The sequence below is a fragment of the Mesonia mobilis DSM 19841 genome (assembly GCF_000423405.1).
GTDB classification, from domain to species: domain Bacteria; phylum Bacteroidota; class Bacteroidia; order Flavobacteriales; family Flavobacteriaceae; genus Mesonia; species Mesonia mobilis.
In genome coordinates this window covers 1-21,978 of sequence record NZ_AUHX01000013.1, presented here as the reverse complement: position 1 = coordinate 21,978, position 21,978 = coordinate 1, and the positions used below count along the sequence as shown (strand labels likewise).

Here is a 21,978-nt window from a genome sequence, read left to right as displayed (position 1 = left end):
TTATTTGTGTAAATTTAACACTAAAATAGAATTCCCTCTACAAAGCATTAATATGTAGGTTATTAGATAGTTGTTAATGGAAAAAAAATTACAATTTCTCTTTTTATTACTTTTCTTTCTCGGTATTTCGAGTTTTGAGACAATTTCTGCCCAATTAGATACTGAGGTTTATGGTAGGGTTTATAGAGATGTGAACGGTAACGGTACACAGGATCCTGGTGAACCCGGTTTGCCTAATATAGATATGATTATTGTAGATAGTAGTTTGATATCTCAAGCGGTAGCTACAGATGCTAATGGAGATTGGTCTGCAACAGTTAGTATAGGGGTGATTAATATTAATGTAGATAATACTGATTTGCCTCCGGGTTACATACAAACTGAAGGTAATAATCCTACATCGATGTTTGCATTTCCTTTAGCGGTTGGAGGTCTAAATTTTGGGGGTGTTGATGGTTACTATTTTGTAGGTGATGTTTCCGGGCATTTATATTTTGATCTGAATGGAAATGGTTCTCAGGATGCAGGAGAACCCGATATGCCTGACGTAGATGTTGTGGTAACAGACTATTTAGGAGTTCAGCAAATAGTTACTACAGATGTGAGTGGGGATTGGATGGCTACTGTTGCGGCTTTAACTGCAATTGCAGATATCGATGAAACAGATCCCGATTTTCCTGTAGGAGCTGTTCAAACAGAAGGTGTAGATCCTTCATCGGTTACAGTTTTGGGAGGTCAAAATAATTTTACAGATAATGATGGTTTTTACCTGAAAGGATTTTTAACAGGTCATTTATACTTTGATTACAATGGGAACGGTGTGCAAAATGCTGGCGAACCAAATATGCCTAATGTAGATGTTAATATAACCGATAGTCAAGGTCAAGTATATGTCGTAGAAACTGATTTAAACGGTGATTGGATTGTAGAGGTGCCTGCTGGGCCTACCATCGATGAAATTGATATTTCTGATCCCAATTTTCCTGTTAGTGCAATACAATCTGAAGGAACAAACCCGACGACTACTACAGTAGTAAACAATCAAACAGTATTCTCAGAGAATGATGGCTTTTATCAAGAAGGAGAACTAACAGGACATTTGTATTTTGACGTGAATGGTAATGGTATGCAAGATACTGATGAACCAAATATGCCAAATGTAGAGGTGATAATTACAGATTTTATTGGGAGGCAATATTCTGTAATTACTGATGCAAATGGAGATTGGGATATATTTGTACCAGCAGGTGAGACAATTTCTGATGTTGTTGAAACAGATCCCGATTTTCCTACAGGAGCTATTCAAACCGAAGGAACAGATCCGACTACTACTTTAGTGTTGAGTAATCAATCTGTGTTTTCAGAGAATGATGGTTACTATGAGCAAGGGGAACTAACTGGGCATTTATATTTTGATACTAACGGGAATGGTGTTCAGGATCCTGGAGAGGCAAATATGCCTGATGTGAATGTTGACGTTACCGACAGTCAGGGGCAAGTTTATAATTTAATTACAGATGTAAATGGTAATTGGTCTGTTCAAGTACCAATCGGTAATGCAGTTTCTTTAATAGATGGGGCTGATGTTGATTTTCCGATAGGTTCTATTCAAACCCAAGGTACCAACCCAACTACCACTACGGTAGTAAATAATCAAACACTACAAGAAGAGCCAGATGGTTTCTTCGAACAAGGTTCGCTAACCGGTCACTTATATTTTGACGTGAATGGTAACGGTACACAAGATGCCGGAGAGCCCGATATGCTTAATGTAGAGGTGCTTGTTACAGATGTTATAGGCGGAACTCATATAGTAGAAACAGATGCAGATGGTAATTGGCAGATAGATGATATTCCAATTGGTGATGCTTCAGTTTTAGTAAATGTGAATGATCCAGATTTCCCTACAGGAGCGACTCAAACCGAAGGAACTAACCCAAGCTCATCGGTAGTTTTAATCGATCAAACAGTTTTTACAGAAAATGATGGTTGGTATGAAGTTGGAATTTTATTGGGGCACTTGTATTATGATGTAAATAATAATGGAGTACAAGATACAGGAGAACCTGGTTTGCCGAATGTAGATGTAGTAATCACAAATGCTCTGGGCAATATTTTTACGGTAACCACCAACGCAAATGGAGATTGGCAGGCAAATGTTCCTTCCGGTCCTACTACTTCAAATATCGATGAATCAGATCCTGATTTTATTTTTAATTTCAGTAACCAAACACAGGGGACCAACCCAACAACCACTATTGTTCAAACAGGAGTTTCTGTAAACGAAGAACCAGACGGTTTTTATGATGAAGGTGAATTGACTGGTCACGTATATTATGATACCAACGGAAACGGTGTTCAAGATGTCGGAGAACCAAATATACCCAATATAACCGTAACGGTAACAGATTTAATAGGTAATACTTATAGTTTAGAAACGGACATCAATGGAGATTGGTCTGTGATTTTACCTGTTGGAGAAGCAATTTCTGAAATTGATGAAACTGATCCTGACTTTCCTGACAATGTTATTCAAACAGAAGGTACCAACCCAACCGTATCCATTATAGATTCAGACACGGTTATTGCAGAAAATGATGGTTACCATAATCCTAATCTTATTATTGAAACCTTAACCGGTCATGTGTATTATGATGTGAATGGTAATGGAACGCAAGATGTAGGAGAGCCAGACTTGCCTAATATCTCTGTTCAGATAACGACAAGTAACGGAGGTATTATAGTGGTAGAAACTAATGAAAATGGAGATTGGGTTGTGCAGGTACCAACAGGTAACACGGTTTCTTTAATTGATGTAAATGATCCAGATTTTATTCCCGGAAATACACAAACAGAAGGTACCAACCCGACCACAACAAATGTCGTTGAGAATGGCGATAATACAGAAATAGATGGATTTTTTGAGCCTAATGTAGAAACCACAACATTATCGGGTCATTTATACTTTGATTATAATAATAACGGAGATCAAGATCTAGGTGACGCTAATTTACCTAATGTAGATGTTGAAATCACAAATGTTTTTGGACAAACATCCATACTAGAAACCGATACTTTTGGGAATTGGGAAGTAACAGTTCCTGTAGGAAGTACAATATCAAACATAGATGAGTCAGATATTAACTTTCCAACGGGTTCAATACAAACTGAAGGTACAGATCCAACAGAAACAATTCTTACTGCAGGAAGTTTATTTGCTGAAACCGATGATGGTTTTTATTTACCAGATCTTACAAACGTAGAAATTAGCGGTCATGTTTATTACGATACTAACGGTGATGGTGTTCAGCAAGATTTAGAGCCTGATTTAAGCAATATTTCTGTAGAAGTGATCGATATTTATGGAGGGATTCAGTTTTTGGAAACAGATGCAGATGGTAATTGGTCTACTCAAGTACCAGAAGGAAATACAGAAATATATGTAGACGAAAATGATCCAGATTTTCCAGTGGGCTCTATACAAACCGAAGGTACAAACCCAACAAACTTTAATGTTATTTTTGGAGGTGATAACACTCAAATTGACGGTTTTTATAATACAACATTAGATGTGAGTACAATATCTGGTCATTTGTATTATGATGTGGATGGTAATGGAATTCAGGATGTAGGAGAGCCTAATTTACCAAATGTAGAAGTCTTTGTAACAACTTCGTTAGGAAACCAAGTCACGTTAATTACAGATGAAAATGGAAATTGGGAATTAGATATTCCGGTAGGAACAACGATCACAAACATTAATGAAGCAGATCTAGATTTTCCTACAGGAGCTATCCAAACAGAAGGAACTAACCCAACGACTTTGACAGTAATTGTTGGAGAAACTTCAACAGAAATTGACGGTTTTTATTTAGAAAGCATAGTTACATCTGTATTGTCCGGTCATGTGTATTATGATTATAATGGTAATGGTAACCAAGAAATAGATGAAGCAAATATTTCTTCTCTAAACGTATTTATAACTAATGCTTTTGGTTTAGTGTCAACAGTTGAAACCGATGCTAACGGAGACTGGTCAATCTTAGTTCCTGTAGGGAATACAGAGTCTAAGTTAGACGAATTAGATGTAGATTACCCAACAGGTTTTATACAAACTCAAGGTACAGACCCAACTTTAACTACGGTTGTTTCAGGAGGCAATGTAGAAGAAAGTGATGGTTTTTACAACCCAGATTTAGTTTTTGTAGATGCTACGGGACATGTTTACTATGATACTAATGGTGATGGTGTTCAAGATTCTGGAGAGCCTAATTTATCAAATATAGATATCATTATTACAGATTCATTTGGAGCAACCACAACAGTAGAAACCGATGATGAAGGAAACTGGTCGATCTCGGTTCCTGAAGGAGCAACAGAAGTGACAGTAGATGTTACAGATCCAGATTTTCCTGCAGGATCTATCCAAACAGAAGGTACAAATCCTACAGTTATAAATGTTTTAGAAGCAAATGATAATTCTCAAATTGACGGTTTTCATAATCCAGATGTTGAATTAGCAGAACTATCAGGACATTTATATTATGATACCAATGGTAATTCAACACAAAATGTGGGAGAGCCAGATCTTCCTAACGTAGAAATTTTTATAACTACCTCTTTAGGTAATGAAATCTCAGTTTTTACAGACGAGGATGGTAATTGGTCTATCTTATTACCAACAGGTGTGACTATTTCAGAAGTTAATGTTAATGATCTAGATTTTCCTACAGGAGCTATACAAACACAAGGTGATAATCCAACCACAACTATGGTAATCGCCGGTGTTACTAACGAAGAAGTAGATGGTTTCTATTTGGAAAGTGTAGAAACCGCGGTACTTTCTGGTCATGTGTATTACGATTATAATGGTGATGGAAACCAAGAAGCTAATGAAGCTAATATACCTGAGTTAGATGTATTTATTACTAATGCATATGGTCTACTTTCAACTATAGAAACCGATGTGAATGGTGATTGGTCTATTTTGGTTCCGCTAGGTAATACAGAATCTAAGTTAGATGAATCTGATCCAGATTATCCAACAGGCTTTGTGCAAACCGAAGGAACAGATCCAACTATTACCGAGGTGACATCAGGTGGAAATACCGAAATTTCAGACGGATTTTTCGATCCAGATTTAGAATTAGGTACAATCGATGGGCACGTTTATTATGATACCAACGGAAATGGTCAACAAGATTTAGGTGAACCCGATATGCCAAATATCGATGTTCTAATTACTGATGCGTTAGGAGGTCAATTCACATTAGTTACCGATAATCAAGGAAATTGGAATATAGACTTGCCAACAGGTTCTACAGAGATTTTAGTAGATGAAACAGATATAGATTTCCCTACAGGAGCGATTCAGACCGAAGGAACAAATCCTACTTCTATTGTAATTGTAGCAGCAACTACTATTTCTCAAGTTGATGGGTTCTATATAGAAAATACTTCTTCAGAAGAATTGTCAGGTCATTTATATTATGATGTGAACAGTAATGGTACTCAGGATTTTGGAGAACCTCATTTGCCTAATGTTAGTGTTCAGATAACAAATTCAATAGGGCTTATTTCTACTATTGAAACCGATATAAATGGTGATTGGTTTATCTTGGTTCCTGAAGGAAATACAACATCTTTAATCGATGAAAACGATCCAGATTTTCCAACAGGAGCTGTTCAAACAGAAGGAACAAACCCAACCGTATCAAATATAGTAACAGGAAGCCCGATAGAAGAAACAGACGGTTATGTTTTACCAACATTATCTACAGAGACATTAGCAGGACATTTATATTTTGATTTTAACGGTAATGGAATACAGGATATAAATGAATCTGATATGGCTAATATAGATGTAATAATAACAACTTCATTAGGTTTGCAAATAGTGGTTGAAACCGATGCAAATGGTAATTGGTCTATATTAACAACAGAAGGAAATACTATAAGTGATATTGATGAGACCGATCCAGACTTTCCAAATGGTTTAATTCAAACTCAAGGAACAGATCCTACGACAACAAATGTAGTGAGTGGTTCTGCTATTAATGAAGTGCCAGATGGTTTCTTTAATCCAGATTTTAGTACAGCAACCTTATCGGGCCATCTTTACTACGATACCAATGGTAATGGTTCTCAAGATGTAGGTGAGCCAAATATTCCTAACGTAAATGTAACTATAACCGATTTCTTTGGAGGTGTTCAAGTAATTGAAACCGATGTAAATGGAGACTGGTCTATTGTGGTTCCCGAAGGTAATACGACATCTTTAATAGATGAAAATGATACAGATTTTCCAATTGGAGCTGTTCAAACCGAAGGAACTAACCCTACCATTACAAATGTAACTACAGGAAGCACAAATGAAGAGGTCGATGGTTATGCTATGCCATCTTTTGAGACAGCAACTTTATCAGGACATCTATATTACGATGTTAACGGTAATGGCACACAAGATTTTGGAGAGCCACCGTTACCTAATGTAAATGTAGAAGTAGTAAACTCTTTAGGTTTATTAGTTATTCTAGAAACCGATGCAAATGGAGATTGGTCTATTGTAGTTACCGAAGGAAATACAACATCTTTAATCGATGAGAATGATTTAGATTTTCTAACGGGAGCAATGCAAACAGAAGGAACCAACCCTACAAGCCATAATTTTAATGGTAATGATGTTGCTGAAGAGATCGATGGTTATACCCTGAATAATATTAATACAGCAGTTGCTTCTGGTCATGTTTATTATGATTCAAATGGAAATGGTATACAAGAGGCAGGAGAACCAGATTTACCAAATATTGATGTAGAAATTGTAAACAGTTTTAATATCTCATTAGTGGTTGAAACCGATGCAAATGGTAATTGGTCACTTCTAGTTCCTGAAGGAAATTTAACTACAACAGTAGATGAAAATGATCCAGATTTTCCCAATGGAGCCGTTCAAACGGAAGGAACAAACCCAACGACTTACACTGTGGTTGTAGGTGCCGATAATAGTGAAATAGACGGGTTTAATAACCCAGATTTAGATTCTGGTGAACTTGCAGGACATTTATATTACGATACAAATGGTAACGGAACTCAAGATACAGGAGAACCTAACCTACCAAACGTTACAGTTACAATTACAGATGCTTTTGGAGCAATTTATACGTTAGAAACCGATGTGAATGGCGATTGGGTAATTAGTGTTCCTGAAGGAAATACAACTTCAGAAATTGATGTGCTTGATGTAGATTTTCCTATAGGAGCTGTTCAAACGGAAGGAACCAATCCTACTATAACAAATGTTTTAGCAAACTCTAACAATCAAGAAATAGATGGTTTCACGAATACAAGTTTAGGTGTCGCAAATATTGAAGGCCATCTTTATTACGATATAAATGGAAATGGAACTCAAGATACAGGTGAACCAAATTTACCAAATATAGATGTAGAGATTATAAATTCTGTAGGAGTTAGCCAAATCGTTGTAACCGATAGTAACGGTAATTGGTCGCTTACAGTTCCTGAAGGAACAACCACATCAATAATCGATGAAAATGATCCAGAATTTTTACCTAACCCATTGCAAACAGAAGGTGATAACCCAACAAACGCTGTTATTGCTGCAGGTGGTTTAATTTCAGAGATTGATGGTTATACAGTTCCTGTTAGTAGTTTAGGTACGTTAACCGGGCATATATATATCGATTCAAATGGAAACGGAACTCAGGATACAGGTGAACCAGATCTAGCAAACATCGATGTATTAATTACAGATTTCTTAGGCGGTGAACAAATTGTTAGTTCAAATGCAACAGGAGATTGGACGATAAATGTTTTACCAGGAGAAGTAGTATCAGATATCGATAATTTAGATCCAGATTTCCCTAATCAATTTATACAATCTGAAGGAACAGATCCAACAACCACTCAGGTAACTGTAGGAGATACCTTCAATGAAATAGACGGTTATTTTGTTCCGGAGTTTTCTACAAATACGCTTAATGGTCATATTTATTTCGATACTAATGCTAACGGAACTCAAGATGTAGGAGAAATTGATATTGCTAATATAGAAGTAGAAGTAAGTGATGAGCTAGGATTAGTCCAAACGGTAGTTTCAGATGCAAATGGTAATTGGTCGGCAGGAGTTCCTGTAGGAGAAGCTGAAAGTTTTGTGCTAATTCAAAATTCACCTCTATTTAGCAGTGTCTTACAGTCAGAAGGTACAAATCCAACACTTACTACAGTTTCTACAGGACAAGATTATTTTGAAGTAGATGGTTTTTATATAGATGAGATCGAGCCTAACGAGTTAGAAGTTTTTAATGCAATTAGTCCTAATGGTGATGGTCAGAATGATTACTTAAGAATAGAAGGAATTCAAAACTTTCCAGATAACAAACTATTGATTTTTAACCGTTGGGGAACCAAAGTTTATGAAGTTTCTGGTTATGGGCAAAATGAAAAATATTTTAGAGGTTATAGTGAAGGTAGAGTAACAATAAAACAAGACGCAAAACTTCCATCAGGAACTTATTTTTATATTTTAGAAGTACGATCTAATTCGGGTGAAGTTTTAAATAGAGAAGGTTACTTGTATATCAATTAAGTAAGGCATTATAAATGATGAATAAAATTTTAAATATTCTTATACTGATATTTTTGTGCTTTTTAAGTAACCAAACGGTCACTGCACAACAAGATGCTCAGTATACTCAGTATATGTATAATACGCTTAGCGTGAATCCTGCTTATGCGGGGTCGCGTGATATGTTAAGTGCAGTATTATTACATCGATCACAGTGGGTAGGAGTAGATGGAGCGCCAACTACACAAACTTTAAGTGGGCATACACCTTTAAATGAAAAAGTAGGAGTAGGTCTTAACATTATGAATGATCGTATAGGTCCTGCAAGAGAAACAGTTGTAGATGGAAATTTTAGTTATAGTATAGAAGTTTTTGATGAAGCAAAATTAAACTTTGGTTTAAAAGCGGGAGCCCATTTACTAGATGTCGATTACAGCCGTTTAAATATTTATGATGAAACGGATGCAAATTTTCAACCTAATAATGTCGATCAAAAAATATCACCTCAAGTTGGATTAGGGGTAATGTTATACTCAGATAAATTTTACGTAGGTTTAAGTGCTCCTAATCTTTTAGAAACAGAACATTTTGATGAGTCTCCAAATGGTTCATCTGTTGCTAAAGAAAGAATAGGTTATTATTTAATTTCGGGTTATGTATTTGAGATATCTAGTGATGTTAAGTTTAAACCAGCAATTTTATCTAAATTAGTGACCGGATCGCCTTTACAGGTAGATGTATCTGCTAATTTTTTACTTTACGATACATTTACTATTGGAGCTGCTTATAGATGGAGCTCTGCGGTAAGTGCTATGGCAGGCTTTCAAATTACAGATTCATTACTTTTAGGAGTAGCATATGATGCAGATACAACAGAATTTAGTGAATATAGCGGCGGAAGTTTTGAAGCCTTTTTAAGATTCGACCTTTTTAAAAGTTATAATAAAATGGTTACCCCAAGATTCTTTTAATTTTATTAGTCTATGAAATACCCTTACACACTTAACCTAAAATTTACACTTTTATTATTTATCGTTTTTCAACTTGGTTTTGCACAAGAGGATAAGTTAGAAGAGGCAGATAAGATGTTTGATCGATACGCGTTTATCGATGCTAGAGAAGTTTATCTTGAAGTGGCTGAAGCTGGTTACAAGTCTGAAAACCTTTTTAAAAAACTAGGTGACTCTTATTATTTTAATGGAGATCTACCTAAATCAAAAAAGTGGTATAAAGAGCTTTATGAATTAAAAGAAGGTAATCTAGATGCAGATTATCTTTTTAGATATGCGATGGCTCTAAAAAGTAACCAAAATTACGATGAATCTGACGCGATGATGTTAGAATTTGAGAAAAAAAAAGGAGTAGATTCAGATTCGAGGGTTACTAAGTTAAAAGGAGAAAGAAATTATTTAGAATTAATAGAATTGCAATCTGGAAGATTTTCATTAGAGAAAACAAATATTAATTCAGAATTATCAGAATTTTCACCTACTATTTATCTCGATCAAATGGTTTTTGCATCTAATCGTGAAACGGGATCTTCAGTAAAAAGAGTACACGAATGGAATAAGCAGCCTTATTTAGATCTTTATAGTGTTAAACTAGATGAGGAGCAAACTATAAAAGGTAGCCCAACTAGTTTACCTAAAATAATCAATTCTAAGTTTCATGAGTCTTCAGCTACTTTTACAAAAGATGGTTTAACGATTTATTTTACAAGAAACAATTATAATAATAAAGAATACGGAGAAAGTGAAGAGGGAATTAACTTTTTAAAGATTTATAGATCAACCAGAGAAAGTTTAAATTCAGAATGGTCAGAGCCTAAAGAACTTTCATTTTCAAGTGATAATTATTCAATTGCTCATCCTGCATTAAATCCAAAAGAAACAAAACTTTATTTTTCATCTGATATGCCTGGAACGTTAGGTCTTTCAGATATTTTTGTAGTCGATATTCTTGAAGATGGTAGCTTTGGTATTCCGCAAAATTTAGGAGATAATATCAATACCGAGGGCCGAGAAAACTTTCCTTTTATAAGTCAGAATAATGAACTTTACTTCTCTTCCAATGGTCACATTGGTTTAGGCGGTTTAGATATTTTTGTTTCAGTAATTAAAGATGACGGAGAGTATGGTGAAGTTTTTAATTTAGGAAGACCCATAAATAGCTCTAAAGACGATTTTAGTTTCATTATTAATAATGAACTTAAAAAAGGTTACTTTGCTTCTAATCGTGATGGAGGAAAAGGTGAAGATGATATTTATGCAAGTAATCAAATTGAAGATTTAATTACTTCTTGTCAACAATATATTGACGGTAAAATTACAGCAGCAACCTCTAATGAATCGTTAGAAGGTGTTACTGTTGAATTATTTGATGAAAATTTTGAAAAAATTGATTCAACCTTAACGAACGCAGAAGGTATTTATGAGTTTACTTTAGAATGTGATAAAAAGTATATTGTTCGTATATCTAAAGATGATTTTGAGCCAACTGAAGAGATGCTTGAAGCAGGTTCAGAATTTGAGAAAAATGTTCCCTTAGCAGTTACCATTGAAGAAGGAGATAACTTAGGTATCGAAAAAGCCGGGATGGGAGACGATTTGAGTGATTTACTTCAATTAGACCCAATTTATTTCGACCTTGACAAATTCAATATAAGAAACGATGCTGCTGTCGAATTACAAAAAGTCTTAGCGGTTTTAAAGAAATATCCTTCGATGAAAATCGATATTAGATCTCATTCAGATAGTCGAGGTAAAGATCAATACAACTTATACCTTTCAGATAAACGAGCAAAATCTACCGCACAATATTTAATAGATAACGGGATTAGCGTAAGTCGTGTTTCCGGTAAAGGTTATGGGGAAACTCAACTTATGAACGATTGTGCTAATGGAGTAGATTGTACAGAAGAAGAACATGCGCTTAATCGTCGATCTGAGTTTATTATTTTAAATGAAAACCAAACACCAGAAGAAGTTAGAAGCGCAATCGCTAAACAAAATGGTTTTGAAGAAGTAAGAACCCAAGAAGCAGAAAGAGTAGTACAAAATACGGGTAGTTACGATTTTAACTCTGAAAATGCTCTGGAAGTTTATACCGTACAAATTGCTGCAACTAAGCTTAGTCGAAACATTATCTCTTTCGATAAGTTAGATAATGTATTTCATCATAAATATGTAAATGATGGTTATACTCGCTATTATTCGGGGCAATTTCAGACCAAAGCAGAGGCTAATCGTTATAAAAAAGAAGTATTGTCTAAAGGTTTTAAAGGTTCATTTGTAATCAAATTAAAAGGCGATAAAAGAATTTATTAAGTAAGAAATTAACGTTTGATTTTGTAGTTTTGAAAACTATGAAAGAAAAAGTAATTCTTGTTAACGAAAAGGATGAGCAAATTGGCTTAATGGAGAAAATTGAAGCCCACGAAAAAGCTCTTCTTCATCGCGCATTTTCAGTATTTGTTTATAATGAAAAAAATGAGGTAATGTTGCAACAACGTGCCTTATCTAAATACCATTCTCCGGGATTGTGGACCAACACTTGCTGCAGCCACCAAAGAGAAGGCGAAAGCAATATCGATGCCGGTAAACGCCGACTAATGGAAGAAATGGGCTTTACAACAGAGCTGGAAGAAACCATTTCATTTATTTATAAAGCGCCCTTCGATAATGGTTTGAGCGAGCACGAATTCGATTATATTCTTATAGGGAAGTACGATGGAGAACCAAATATCAATCCAGATGAAGTTGCTGCTTGGAAATGGATGAGTCTTGAAGCGATCAAAAAAGATCTTCAAGAAAATCCGGCTAATTATACCGCTTGGTTTAAAATTATTTTCGATAAGCATTATAATACCATAAAATAATGAGTCAAGTAACCGTTCATAGAAAGGCTCATTTTAACGCTGCACATCGTTTATTTAAAAAAGAATGGAGTGACCAAAAAAATGAAGAGATTTTTGGTAAATGCAGCAATCCAAATTACCACGGTCACAATTACGAATTAATTGTTGCTGTTACAGGAGCGGTAGATCCAGAAACCGGTTTTGTGATCGATATGAAGTTTCTAAAAGATTTAATTTATGAGAAAATTGAAAAATCTTTCGATCATAAAAATTTAAATCTTGAAGTAGAAGAATTTAAAGAGCTCAATCCAACGGCAGAAAATATATCTATTGTAATTTGGAATAAGCTTAGAAAAAAAATACCTTCAAACTTATCATTAAAGGTAACACTTTATGAAACTCCACGTAATTTTGTAACTTATGGAGAATAGCTTATGAAACTAAATGTTGGCGATCAAATACCTTCTTTTTCATTAACCGACCATCAAGGTAATATTTTTAAATCCAATCAGGTTGTCGGTAAAAAAGTATTAGTCATTTACTTTTATCCTAAAAATTTTACTCCGGGTTGTACCAAAGAAGCTTGTAGTTTTCGAGATAGTTACGAGCAATTCCAGAAATTGGGTGCCGAGTTAATTGGCATTAGTTCAGATTCTGTGGAGTCTCATCAAAAATTCAGCGATAAATACAATCTTCCTTATACTTTTCTTTCAGATCCAACAGAAGATATTCGTAAAAAATTTGGCGTAAAAGGTCATCTGCTAGGTTTAATTCCCGGAAGAGAAACATTTGTAGTTGATAAAAATGGAATAATTCAGTGTAAATTTAACAGCTTAAGTTCAGCGCAACATATGCAAAAAGCGTTAGAGACAGTAAAATCGATTACGAATGAATGATGTGCAACTGCATCCGCTAAAATTTCAACCTATTTTAAAAGACAAAATTTGGGGCGGTAGTAAATTAAAAACCTATCTACATAAAGAAACTACATCAAATCAAGTAGGAGAGAGTTGGGAAATAAGCGATGTGGAAGGTGATTGTTCTATTGTTGCTAACGGAAGTTTAAAAGGTACTTCTCTAAAAGAACTCATTGACACATATAAAGAAAACTTAGTAGGTGAGAAGATCTATCAAGCTTTCGGCAATAAGTTTCCGTTGCTCATTAAATTTATCGATGCCAAAGAAAACCTTTCGGTACAATTACATCCTGATGATAAATTAGCAAAAGAGCGCCACAATTCTTTCGGCAAAACAGAAATGTGGTACATTATGCAAGCCGATCAAGACTGCGGAATTATCGTAGGTTTTAAAAACGGAATCGAAATTGACGATTATAACCAAGCGCTTCAACAAAATAATATTGAAGAAATTCTGAATTTTGAAGTCGTAAAACCCGGGGATACTTTTTTTATTAAACCCGGATTAATTCACGCGATTGGTAAAGGTGTTGTGCTAGCAGAAATACAACAAACCTCAGATATTACGTATCGCGTTTACGATTACCAGCGAAAAGATAGTGAAGGTAATGAGCGCGAATTACATACAGAAGAAGCAAAAGCAGCCATCGATTTTGATGCAAATAACGAATATAAAGTTTCATATACTTCTGCAGAGAACAAAAAAACCGCTTTAGTAGAAAATGAATATTTTAAAACTAAAGAGATCAAACTCACACAGTCGTTAACATTAGACTATTCTGCTACCGATAGTTTTGTGATTTATATGAATGTTGAAGGAACCACAACTGTAGAGGTTGAAGGTTTTACAGAAACATTAGAATTAGGTGAAACCTTACTCATACCGGCTTGTTTTAATGAAGTGAAAATAACTTCAAAAAATGCAACATTATTAGAGGTCACTATATGATTTTAGATTACTTTTGCGCCATCAAATTAGTAAATTATGGCAAGCGTAAGAACTTTAAAGCGTGATCTTAATTATGTAATGGGCGATATTATTGAAGCCGCATACATTCATCAGATTGTAAATCCTGAAGAAGATCATTCAAAATCAGATCAAATTGTAGAAGATGCAATTACTTCTTTTAATGGTTTTATTGTAAAAATAAACAATAAAGAAGTTGAAAATAGAGGAGCTCATCTAAAACAAGTTAGCAAAGAATTAGAAACTGAAGCTAAAGATTTAGTAAAACGAGTGAACGAACTTTAATCAAAAAAAAGCGGAATTTAATAATTCCGCTTTTTTTTATGCTTTTTACTGAAAGGAAGTTTTAGTCTCTCTTCTCAACTTTCTCTTCTAATTTATCTAACTTTTCTCTCTCTTTTATAAACGATTTTAACTCTTTACCGTATTTAGATTTTCTTACTTCTTTACCTAAAGAATTATAAACAGTATCTAAATATTTGGTGTTTGCGTCAAAAGCTTCAGTAAGCATAATGTATGGCGCAACCTCATAATCTTTATTGTTGATCGCAAAGTTTACGGTGTATAAATACTTTCTGCGTAAACTGTTTTCGTACTTTTTGTTAACCGCTAGAATTTTTTCTTCATCATTTTCCTGTTGCGCTTCAAAATTTTCTTTTATTAAATCGAGGTTTTGATTGTTGAAGCGTTTCATAATATCACGATATTCTTTCAGTTTTACGTGATTTTTAGAGCCATTTACTTCAGCATCAAAAGTGAAATTTTTCAGCGTGGTGTTAATGGTCATTTCACCCTTTTCAGCAAAAAACTCTACAATATCATCATTTTTATCGCCATCAACTTTATCTAAATAAAGAAATAAGATTTGTGGTTCATCGATATTGTCTTGTAGAATAAATTCAGGATCTCCATCAACATTTAGAGAATCTACATTTACGATCGTAGTATCTTCAATTTTTTGGAGATAAAGTGTTCCTTTTTTGAGTCCGTCAACTTTTCCCGATAAGGTAAAGTTAGTTTCTTTGCTAGAACAAGCAACGATAAATGCGGTAATTAAACCTAATAAAAATAGCTTTTTCATATCTTAAAAATAGGGCTACAAATATCTTATTTTTTTCTACAATTACTAATTTCCGGAAGCGATTTGCATTAAAATTGCGCAACCATAAGCAGACCAGGTTCCTACCACATAACCCATTACGGCTAAGAGCACGCCAACGGTAGCTAATGAAGGATGAAACGCCGAAGCAACAACAGGCGCAGATGCCGCGCCGCCTACGTTCGCTTGGCTACCCACGGCTAAAAAGAAAAACGGTGCTTTAATAATCTTAGCTACGACAATTAATAAAATTGCGTGAATGGCCATCCAAACTAAACCGATTAAAATAAGATTGGGATTATCGAAGATCATCGTTAAATCCATCTTCATCCCGATGGTGGCTACGAGAATATAAATAAAAATGCTTCCTAATTTACTTGCTCCTGCACCTTCGTATTGTTTTGCTTTGGTAAATGAAAGTAATATACCTATTAAAGTAGCGATTGTGATCATCCAAAAGAAGGTTGAAGTAAATGATGCCAAGGCAGAACTCTTGTCATTAAAAACTTCAAAATTAGAAGTTAAAAATGAAGAAATATTATCGGCTCCAAAATGTGCAATACCAACAGCTCCTAAAGCTAAAGCCAACATAATCATATAATCGGTAAGACTGGGATTTTTGGTAATACTTTTGGTATAATTTTCAACTTTATCTTTTAAGGCTGTAATTGCTGAAGCATCGGCGTTAAACCATTTATCGATAGCTTTATTTCTTCCAATCCCTAATAAGATAATGGCCATCCATAAGTTTGCAACAACAATATCGACAAAAACCATCCCGCCATATTTTTCTGGGTTAAATTTAAAAATTTCGAGCATCGCTGCTTGGTTAGCTCCGCCGCCAATCCAACTACCGGCAAGTGTTGCTAATCCACGCCAAGTTGCATCGGGACCAATGCCGCCAACAGTTTCTGGTGAAAATGTAGAAATGATTAAAATCGCTAAAGGTCCGCCGATCACAATACCAATAGTTCCCGTAAAAAACATAATCAATGCTTTTGGTCCGAGATTAAAAATAGCTTTTAGATCGATGCTCAACGTCATTAATACCAATGATGCCGGTAAAAGATATCTGCTGGCAACAAAGTAAAGTTGAGAATTTTCAGAATCGATAACGTGTGTAGAGTTTAAAATCGCCGGTAATAAATAGCACATCAATAATGCCGGAACAAATTTGTAAAACTTTGCCCAAAATCCTGTTTTTATCGATGAGGTATAAAAAACTGCTCCTAAGAGCAGCATTAACATTCCTAAAACTATGGCGTCGTTTTCTATAAAAGGTACTTTTTCCATAAAGTTTTATCGGTTTATTTTAAAAATAATTCTTCTAAAGTTTTTGCCACACCATCATCGATACTTGCGTCGGTAATTTTATTAGCAACTTTTTTGGTTTCTTCTCTGGCATTTGCAACGGCAACACCCATACCAACACCATTAATCATTTCAACATCATTGTAATTATCGCCAAAAGCAACGGTTTCTTCAATAGAAAGGTTGAAATGATTTTTTAGAAGATATTCTATTGCAGTAAGTTTCGAGATCTGTTTATTGGCAACTTCAATATAAGTTTCTTTAGAACGATAAACATGTAATTTATCGCCATAGTTTTCATTTAAAAACTGAAACATTTCTTCAATTCTATCTTCTTCACCCATACACATAATTTTATGTGCGCCAAGTTCTCGTTTGCCCCAATCGTTCATTACAGTATCAATATGTGTGATCGATGGCGTAACTTTTGTATTGCGCTCTTCGCGTTTTGCCCAATAATCGTAATCTGGTACGTGCCATTCTTCACCATTATAAAGGCTTAAATGCACATTCGTGTTTTGGTTGAATTTTGCCAACTCTTCAATTGTTTGTACCGGGATCGCGGTAGAACTTACCGGTTGCTCGTCGATAAGCACAAAACCACCATTGTAACAAATAATAGGTTGATTTTCGATACCTAATTGTTTTTGAAGATGACGCATAGCTTGTGGCATACGTGCTGAAATTAGAACTACCGGAATTTCATCTTTAATTTCTTGAATGGTTTTTATCGTTCTTTCAGATAATTCTCTGTCTTTGTTCAATAAAGTTCCGTCGATATCTGAAAATACAATTTTATAGCTCATAATTTTGGGGCTTAGTTTAATATGAAATTTGAAATTTGCTCTACCATTTCGTTAGAAATTGGTCGTTGAGGTTCATTATAAGATTTTTGGTTCGCAATATCGTCGTTTTTATCTATAATTCGATAAATATGATTCATGTTTTCTATAATTACGAGTTCTGCATCGGGTTTTGCATCTTTTAATTTTTTAGCTTCATTGGTGTTTACTTGTAGATCATTATCACCGTTGATAATTAGAACAGGCATTTCTAATTTTTTTATTTCTTGTTGCGGATCGTATTTCATCCAAGAAAACATAAAGGGTTGAATTGATTTTTTAAACAAAGAAGCCAGACCTTGGTTGTAGTCTTTTACCTTTCCGTTTGCTCTTAATTCATTAAATGCAGTTCTGGCGCTTTCTTCTAATCCCGGCATTTGTCTGCCAATTTGCTCCACAATTAAACTATCTATAGTTTGCCCGGCGCCGGCGATACTTATAAAACCATCAGCTTTTTCTTGTGCGGCAATCATCCCGACCAAAGAACCTTGACTGTGACCTATAATATATATGCTAGAATAGTTAGGTAATTCAGTAAAACGTTTGATCACAGCTTTTGCATCGTCGATAAAATCATCAAAGCGCATATCTTTTTCATCTATATTTAGCTGTTGTGCTTTTAAGGTTCGTTTATCGTATCTAAATGTTGCAATTCCTTTTTTTGCTAAAGCTTCCGCTAATTTTTTTGCAGAATTATTTTTGGTCATCATTTCGTTTCCATTTCGGTCGATCGGGCCAGAACCGTTGATGATGATCGCTAACGGAACGGTTTCTTGTCTGGGTGCCAAAAGTGTTCCTTCAACATATTGATTAATTCTTAAATCGTTGGCAATAAAATTGTCTTGCGCTTGAATGCTGAAGAAATTCAGCAATAAAACAATAGTAAATAATAAGACTCTCATAGGTTTATTTTTTTGCTACGTAAAAATATAATAAAATAATCTTCTTTCTAGGAGTATAACTTTTATCCTACTTATTAATTGTTTAGTAATCTTAAAAATGAAGAAATATTAAATCTTCTTTTGTAGTTTAGCGGCTCTAAAGTTTACAAAATGAAATTGAGATATTTTCTGCTAGTTGTTTTAATAGGTATAAACACAATAACATTTGCCGGTGAAAAAGGTGATTGGGGTAAGAACGGACATCGAACCACCGCAAAAATCGCAGAAGGTTATTTAAAAAAGAAAACGCTAAAGAAGATCACAGAATTATTAGACGGAGAGTCTTTAGCATTTGTTTCTACTTTTGGAGACGATATTAAAAGTGATCCTGCTTACCGAAAATACAGCAAGTGGCATTATGTAAATATTCCTAGCGGTAAAACCTATGCTGAAGTTAAAGACGAGTTAGATGAAAACTTAATTTGGGCGATCGAAGAATGTGTGGCAAAACTCAAAGCTGAAGAAACCTCTAGAGCAGATAAGCAATTTTACTTAAAAATGTTGGTGCATTTAGTAGGTGATTTGCATCAGCCATTACACGTTGGGCACGAAGATGATAAAGGGGGTAACGATATTGATGTAAAATGGTTTAACAAAAGTTCTAATTTACACCGAGTTTGGGATAGTGAGATGATCGAGTTTTTCGATATGAGTTATTCAGACTTGGCGATGAATCAAGAAAAACTTACAAAATCTGAATTAAAAGCTATTCAAAGTGGTTCGGTAATCGACTGGGCAAAAGATTCTCAAAATCTAGTTGAAAAAGTTTACGCCGGTACAGAAGATGGCGATAAACTTTACTATAGATATATGTACGATTGGTTTACACAAACGAGAACACAACTTCAAAAAGGTGGTATTCGATTAGCAAAAGTTTTGAATGATATTTTTGCGTAAACTTATCGTTTAGAGATCGAGTTGTGGGAGATGTGTTTTTGTCTTGAAGATTTAAAAGTTTTTACATCATCTGGTCGTAAATTTTGATGTTTCGTCTTTCTGCCTTGTACTCGTTTACGCCACATTCTAAAGCTAGAAGGTTTCATATGTTTTTGCATAAACTTAATTACATCTTTTTCGGTTAAACCAAACTGAAATTCAATCGCTTCAAATGGGGTTCGGTCTTCCCAAGCCATTTCTATAATTCTGTCTACTTCTCGATCTGTAAATTTTTCCATTAGTCCTCGATCCAATTTTGTGCTCTTTCTTTTTGTTGTTGTGTAAAATATTTTATTTCAGCATTGCTAAATGGTTTCATAAGTTGTGTTAACCAATCTTGCCATTCTTTACCGCCAACCATCGCGATCTTATCAAGCTGATTATTGTAATCTATATTTATTTTTAGATTTTTCCAAGCAGCAATTGCTTTGGCTCCCTCGACATCTTTCATTTCAAAATACCAATTAATATGGTCGTTAAAATCGGTCTTTCTCTCTAAAAACGGAATCAACTGTCTATAATCCTCCTTATCCAACTTCTTTTCGGCAATGGTATAAATTGTATTTCCCTTAGATTCTAGTGATATCATTCAACTTTTTATTACAAAACTAAGTGCAAATTGATTTAAAATCTCTTAAACAACATTTAAAACTTAAGGTTCAAAGCGTTAACAATTCTTAAAGCTGAAAAAATTAAATAATTCTGAAAGTTAGATTAATTCTTTTTTCAACGTGTTTCTGAGTTTTCGGAAGTTGATGCTTCCAAAAATGTTGTGTTTCATCTTTCATTATAAGTAAACTACCGTGTTCTAATAGTAATTTATGCTGAAGTTGCGCATCTTTTTTGTGTCTAAACTTAAAAAATCGATTGGCGCCTAAACTTACAGAAGCAATAATCGGGTTTTTGCCTAACTCTTTTTCATCATCGGCGTGCCAGCCATTGCTATCTTTTCCGTCGCGGTATAAATTGGCAAGGCAAGAGGTGAAGTTAACACCTGCAATTTTTTCAACATCTTCTTTAATTTTTTTTAAAGTTGAAAAAAACGGATTTGGTTCCATCTTTAAAGAAGAATAAGAATAAGTGTTCGTGTTATTCGCATAAAATGAGGTGAGTCTAGGTTGCCAATGTAATTTACCAAACACTCTAATTTGCTCTTCCTTCCAATTAATAGCATCAAGCAACTCGTTGAATAATTCATCTGCTTTTTCTGCGGAATAAAAGTTTGGGTAATATAATAAGGTAGAGTCGGGGAGGTTGAGATCGATTGCTTTCATATTAATAAGACAAGTAATAATAAGCCCAATACATTAATACAAATTGAAGCGGAACTCGAAGAACTAATAACCATTTTGGTAATCCTGCTCCAGCTTTTGTAGAACTCAACATATAAAAATGAACTAGCAAGAAAACAATTAACATCGCAATGATCCCGTATAATGAAATGTTTTTAGTAGCAGAAAAGCAAACACCGATCCCAAGAGCGATCTCGAAAATACCACTTAAATACACCAAAAATTTATGCGCCGGTAAATATCGAGGCATAATTCTAAGATATATTTTAGGTTTTAGAAAGTGATTTATACCGGCCAATACATATAGAAAAGCCATCACATATAAGTGCCAAGGATAGTTCATATGTTTTTATTTAAAGGTATAAATAATAATTGAAGAAGAAATCTCAAAATAATTTATCATTCTAACTAACTGCTCGTTTGGTATTTAGATTGAGTTATTAAAATAACTTTAAATAAAGTTGAAGAAAAGTTTGTTTAGGAAGGAAAAACAGACGTATATTTGCAGCCGCTTTCAGAGGGAGCGATGTTTATTGTAAAGTTAGATTGGAGTTGAGTTTATGGCGGTTTTGGGGAGTATAGATTACTTAAAAGAAGCTGAAAAAATAAATTAAAAAAAACTTCATTTTTTACTTGCTAGTAAATAAAAAGGTTTTACATTTGCATCCGCTTTCAGAAAGAAGCTAAGTTCATTGAAAAGGGTTGAAATTTTTGAGTTTTAGAGGTAGAATTTGTATCTTGTAAGGCTGAAAAATAAAAAAAATAAAAAAAAACTTAATTTTTATTTGTTGAATTAAAAATAAGTTTTACATTTGCACCCGCAAACGCAGAAAGCGTTAAAGTTCTCAAAAAATTATGACAAGAAAAGCCGGGATGGCGCGATAGAGTTGAAGGTTCGATTCCTTTATTTTCGACAACACGGAAGCTTTAAAAAGAGTGGAAGTAGAAGAGTTCATTGAAGTATTGATTGACAGTAAAAACGAATTAAGGCTAAATAGCTAATTTTTAAATTTTGAGTCTTACTTTATTAGTTTAGAGTAAACGATAATTCCGAGTTGGAAATTAAGTATTGTAAATATATTTAAAAAACAACGATGAAGAGTTTGATCCTGGCTCAGGATGAACGCTAGCGGCAGGCCTAACACATGCAAGTCGAACGGTAACAGCAGAGCTTGCTCTGGCTGACGAGTGGCGCACGGGTGCGTAACGCGTATACAATCTACCTATTACTGG

General features: G+C 34.5%; 17 protein-coding genes and 1 rRNA gene. 10 read left to right on the top strand and 8 right to left on the bottom strand.

What is annotated here, in order from left to right; translation table 11 throughout:
• Positions 1-76 precede the first annotated feature (76 nt).
• Genes G551_RS0110255 through G551_RS0110220 form a run of 8 tightly spaced genes read left to right on the top strand, consistent with a single transcriptional unit; the run spans position 77 to position 14,609 of the window.
• Complete coding sequence (locus G551_RS0110255) at positions 77-8,605, top strand: T9SS type B sorting domain-containing protein (RefSeq protein ID WP_027885500.1); 8,529 nt, start codon at positions 77-79, stop codon at positions 8,603-8,605.
• Between the two features lie 14 nt (positions 8,606-8,619).
• Positions 8,620-9,555 carry a PorP/SprF family type IX secretion system membrane protein gene (locus G551_RS0110250; protein WP_308426723.1) on the top strand — a complete coding sequence of 312 codons (936 nt, stop codon included), beginning with the start codon at positions 8,620-8,622 and terminating at the stop codon, positions 9,553-9,555.
• A gap of 12 nt (positions 9,556-9,567) precedes the next feature.
• Entirely contained in the window at positions 9,568-11,910 is a 2,343-nt protein-coding gene (locus G551_RS0110245) for an OmpA family protein (RefSeq protein WP_027885498.1), read from the top strand.
• 38 nt (positions 11,911-11,948) lie between these two features.
• Positions 11,949-12,461, top strand: coding sequence for an isopentenyl-diphosphate Delta-isomerase (gene idi / locus G551_RS0110240; RefSeq protein WP_027885497.1), 513 nt, complete (start codon positions 11,949-11,951; stop codon positions 12,459-12,461).
• Positions 12,461-12,871 carry a 6-pyruvoyl trahydropterin synthase family protein gene (locus G551_RS0110235; protein ID WP_027885496.1) on the top strand — a complete coding sequence of 137 codons (411 nt, stop codon included), beginning with the start codon at positions 12,461-12,463 and terminating at the stop codon, positions 12,869-12,871. The genes idi and G551_RS0110235 overlap by 1 nt, the downstream gene beginning before the upstream one ends.
• A gap of 3 nt (positions 12,872-12,874) precedes the next feature.
• Positions 12,875-13,336, top strand: a complete 462-nt coding sequence (locus G551_RS0110230; RefSeq protein WP_027885495.1) for a peroxiredoxin — start codon at positions 12,875-12,877, stop codon at positions 13,334-13,336.
• The gene (locus G551_RS0110225) at positions 13,329-14,306 is read left to right on the top strand and encodes a type I phosphomannose isomerase catalytic subunit (RefSeq protein ID WP_036243688.1); all 978 of its coding nucleotides are present in this window, start codon (positions 13,329-13,331) and stop codon (positions 14,304-14,306) included. Before G551_RS0110230 ends, G551_RS0110225 begins: the two co-directional genes overlap by 8 nt.
• A 36-nt stretch (positions 14,307-14,342) precedes the next feature.
• Positions 14,343-14,609, top strand: a complete 267-nt coding sequence (locus tag G551_RS0110220) for a hypothetical protein (RefSeq protein WP_027885493.1) — start codon at positions 14,343-14,345, stop codon at positions 14,607-14,609.
• 61 nt (positions 14,610-14,670) lie between these two features.
• Here G551_RS0110220 and G551_RS0110215 read toward each other — a convergent pair whose 3' ends face one another.
• Genes G551_RS0110215 through G551_RS0110200 form a run of 4 tightly spaced genes read right to left on the bottom strand, consistent with a single transcriptional unit; the run spans position 14,671 to position 18,478 of the window.
• Positions 14,671-15,405, bottom strand: coding sequence for a DUF4369 domain-containing protein (locus G551_RS0110215; protein ID WP_027885492.1), 735 nt, complete (start codon positions 15,403-15,405; stop codon positions 14,671-14,673).
• Between the two features lie 45 nt (positions 15,406-15,450).
• Positions 15,451-16,716: a DUF819 family protein gene (locus G551_RS0110210; protein ID WP_027885491.1), complete on the bottom strand. Its 1,266-nt coding sequence runs from the start codon at positions 16,714-16,716 to the stop codon at positions 15,451-15,453.
• Between the two features lie 14 nt (positions 16,717-16,730).
• Entirely contained in the window at positions 16,731-17,540 is an 810-nt protein-coding gene (locus tag G551_RS0110205) for a Cof-type HAD-IIB family hydrolase (RefSeq protein ID WP_027885490.1), read from the bottom strand.
• A gap of 11 nt (positions 17,541-17,551) precedes the next feature.
• Positions 17,552-18,478 (bottom strand): alpha/beta hydrolase, encoded by a 927-nt coding sequence (locus G551_RS0110200; protein ID WP_027885489.1) that lies wholly within the window; start codon positions 18,476-18,478, stop codon positions 17,552-17,554.
• A gap of 150 nt (positions 18,479-18,628) precedes the next feature.
• On the opposite strand from G551_RS0110200, the gene G551_RS0110195 reads away from it, so the two are divergent.
• The gene (locus G551_RS0110195) at positions 18,629-19,414 is read left to right on the top strand and encodes a S1/P1 nuclease (protein ID WP_027885488.1); all 786 of its coding nucleotides are present in this window, start codon (positions 18,629-18,631) and stop codon (positions 19,412-19,414) included.
• Positions 19,415-19,416: 2 nt separating this feature from the next.
• Here G551_RS0110195 and G551_RS0110190 read toward each other — a convergent pair whose 3' ends face one another.
• The 4 genes from G551_RS0110190 to G551_RS0110175 all read right to left on the bottom strand — a co-directional run bounded on the left by G551_RS0110190 (position 19,417) and on the right by G551_RS0110175 (position 21,088).
• Positions 19,417-19,692: a TIGR03643 family protein gene (locus tag G551_RS0110190; RefSeq protein WP_027885487.1), complete on the bottom strand. Its 276-nt coding sequence runs from the start codon at positions 19,690-19,692 to the stop codon at positions 19,417-19,419.
• Complete coding sequence (locus tag G551_RS0110185; RefSeq protein WP_027885486.1) at positions 19,692-20,042, bottom strand: SpoIIAA family protein; 351 nt, start codon at positions 20,040-20,042, stop codon at positions 19,692-19,694. Before G551_RS0110185 ends, G551_RS0110190 begins: the two co-directional genes overlap by 1 nt.
• A gap of 103 nt (positions 20,043-20,145) precedes the next feature.
• On the bottom strand, positions 20,146-20,727 hold the full coding sequence (locus tag G551_RS0110180) for an alpha-ketoglutarate-dependent dioxygenase AlkB family protein (protein ID WP_027885485.1): 582 nt from the start codon (positions 20,725-20,727) through the stop codon (positions 20,146-20,148).
• A gap of 1 nt (position 20,728) precedes the next feature.
• Complete coding sequence (locus tag G551_RS0110175) at positions 20,729-21,088, bottom strand: DoxX family protein (protein ID WP_027885484.1); 360 nt, start codon at positions 21,086-21,088, stop codon at positions 20,729-20,731.
• Positions 21,089-21,836: 748 nt separating this feature from the next.
• Between G551_RS0110175 and G551_RS0110170 the strand changes: the two genes are divergently transcribed.
• Positions 21,837-21,978 (top strand): 16S ribosomal RNA (locus G551_RS0110170); the annotation flags it as partial.

Coding starts and splice junctions, on each gene's coding strand:
- G551_RS0110255 (WP_027885500.1), top strand. CDS start 77: ATGGAAAAAAAATTACAATTTCTCTTTTTATTACTTTTCTTTCTCGGT.
- G551_RS0110250 (WP_308426723.1), top strand. CDS start 8,620: ATGATGAATAAAATTTTAAATATTCTTATACTGATATTTTTGTGCTTT.
- G551_RS0110245 (WP_027885498.1), top strand. CDS start 9,568: ATGAAATACCCTTACACACTTAACCTAAAATTTACACTTTTATTATTT.
- idi (WP_027885497.1), top strand. CDS start 11,949: ATGAAAGAAAAAGTAATTCTTGTTAACGAAAAGGATGAGCAAATTGGC.
- G551_RS0110235 (WP_027885496.1), top strand. CDS start 12,461: ATGAGTCAAGTAACCGTTCATAGAAAGGCTCATTTTAACGCTGCACAT.
- G551_RS0110230 (WP_027885495.1), top strand. CDS start 12,875: ATGAAACTAAATGTTGGCGATCAAATACCTTCTTTTTCATTAACCGAC.
- G551_RS0110225 (WP_036243688.1), top strand. CDS start 13,329: ATGAATGATGTGCAACTGCATCCGCTAAAATTTCAACCTATTTTAAAA.
- G551_RS0110220 (WP_027885493.1), top strand. CDS start 14,343: ATGGCAAGCGTAAGAACTTTAAAGCGTGATCTTAATTATGTAATGGGC.
- G551_RS0110215 (WP_027885492.1), bottom strand. CDS start 15,405: ATGAAAAAGCTATTTTTATTAGGTTTAATTACCGCATTTATCGTTGCT.
- G551_RS0110210 (WP_027885491.1), bottom strand. CDS start 16,716: ATGGAAAAAGTACCTTTTATAGAAAACGACGCCATAGTTTTAGGAATG.
- G551_RS0110205 (WP_027885490.1), bottom strand. CDS start 17,540: ATGAGCTATAAAATTGTATTTTCAGATATCGACGGAACTTTATTGAAC.
- G551_RS0110200 (WP_027885489.1), bottom strand. CDS start 18,478: ATGAGAGTCTTATTATTTACTATTGTTTTATTGCTGAATTTCTTCAGC.
- G551_RS0110195 (WP_027885488.1), top strand. CDS start 18,629: ATGAAATTGAGATATTTTCTGCTAGTTGTTTTAATAGGTATAAACACA.
- G551_RS0110190 (WP_027885487.1), bottom strand. CDS start 19,692: ATGGAAAAATTTACAGATCGAGAAGTAGACAGAATTATAGAAATGGCT.
- G551_RS0110185 (WP_027885486.1), bottom strand. CDS start 20,042: ATGATATCACTAGAATCTAAGGGAAATACAATTTATACCATTGCCGAA.
- G551_RS0110180 (WP_027885485.1), bottom strand. CDS start 20,727: ATGAAAGCAATCGATCTCAACCTCCCCGACTCTACCTTATTATATTAC.
- G551_RS0110175 (WP_027885484.1), bottom strand. CDS start 21,088: ATGAACTATCCTTGGCACTTATATGTGATGGCTTTTCTATATGTATTG.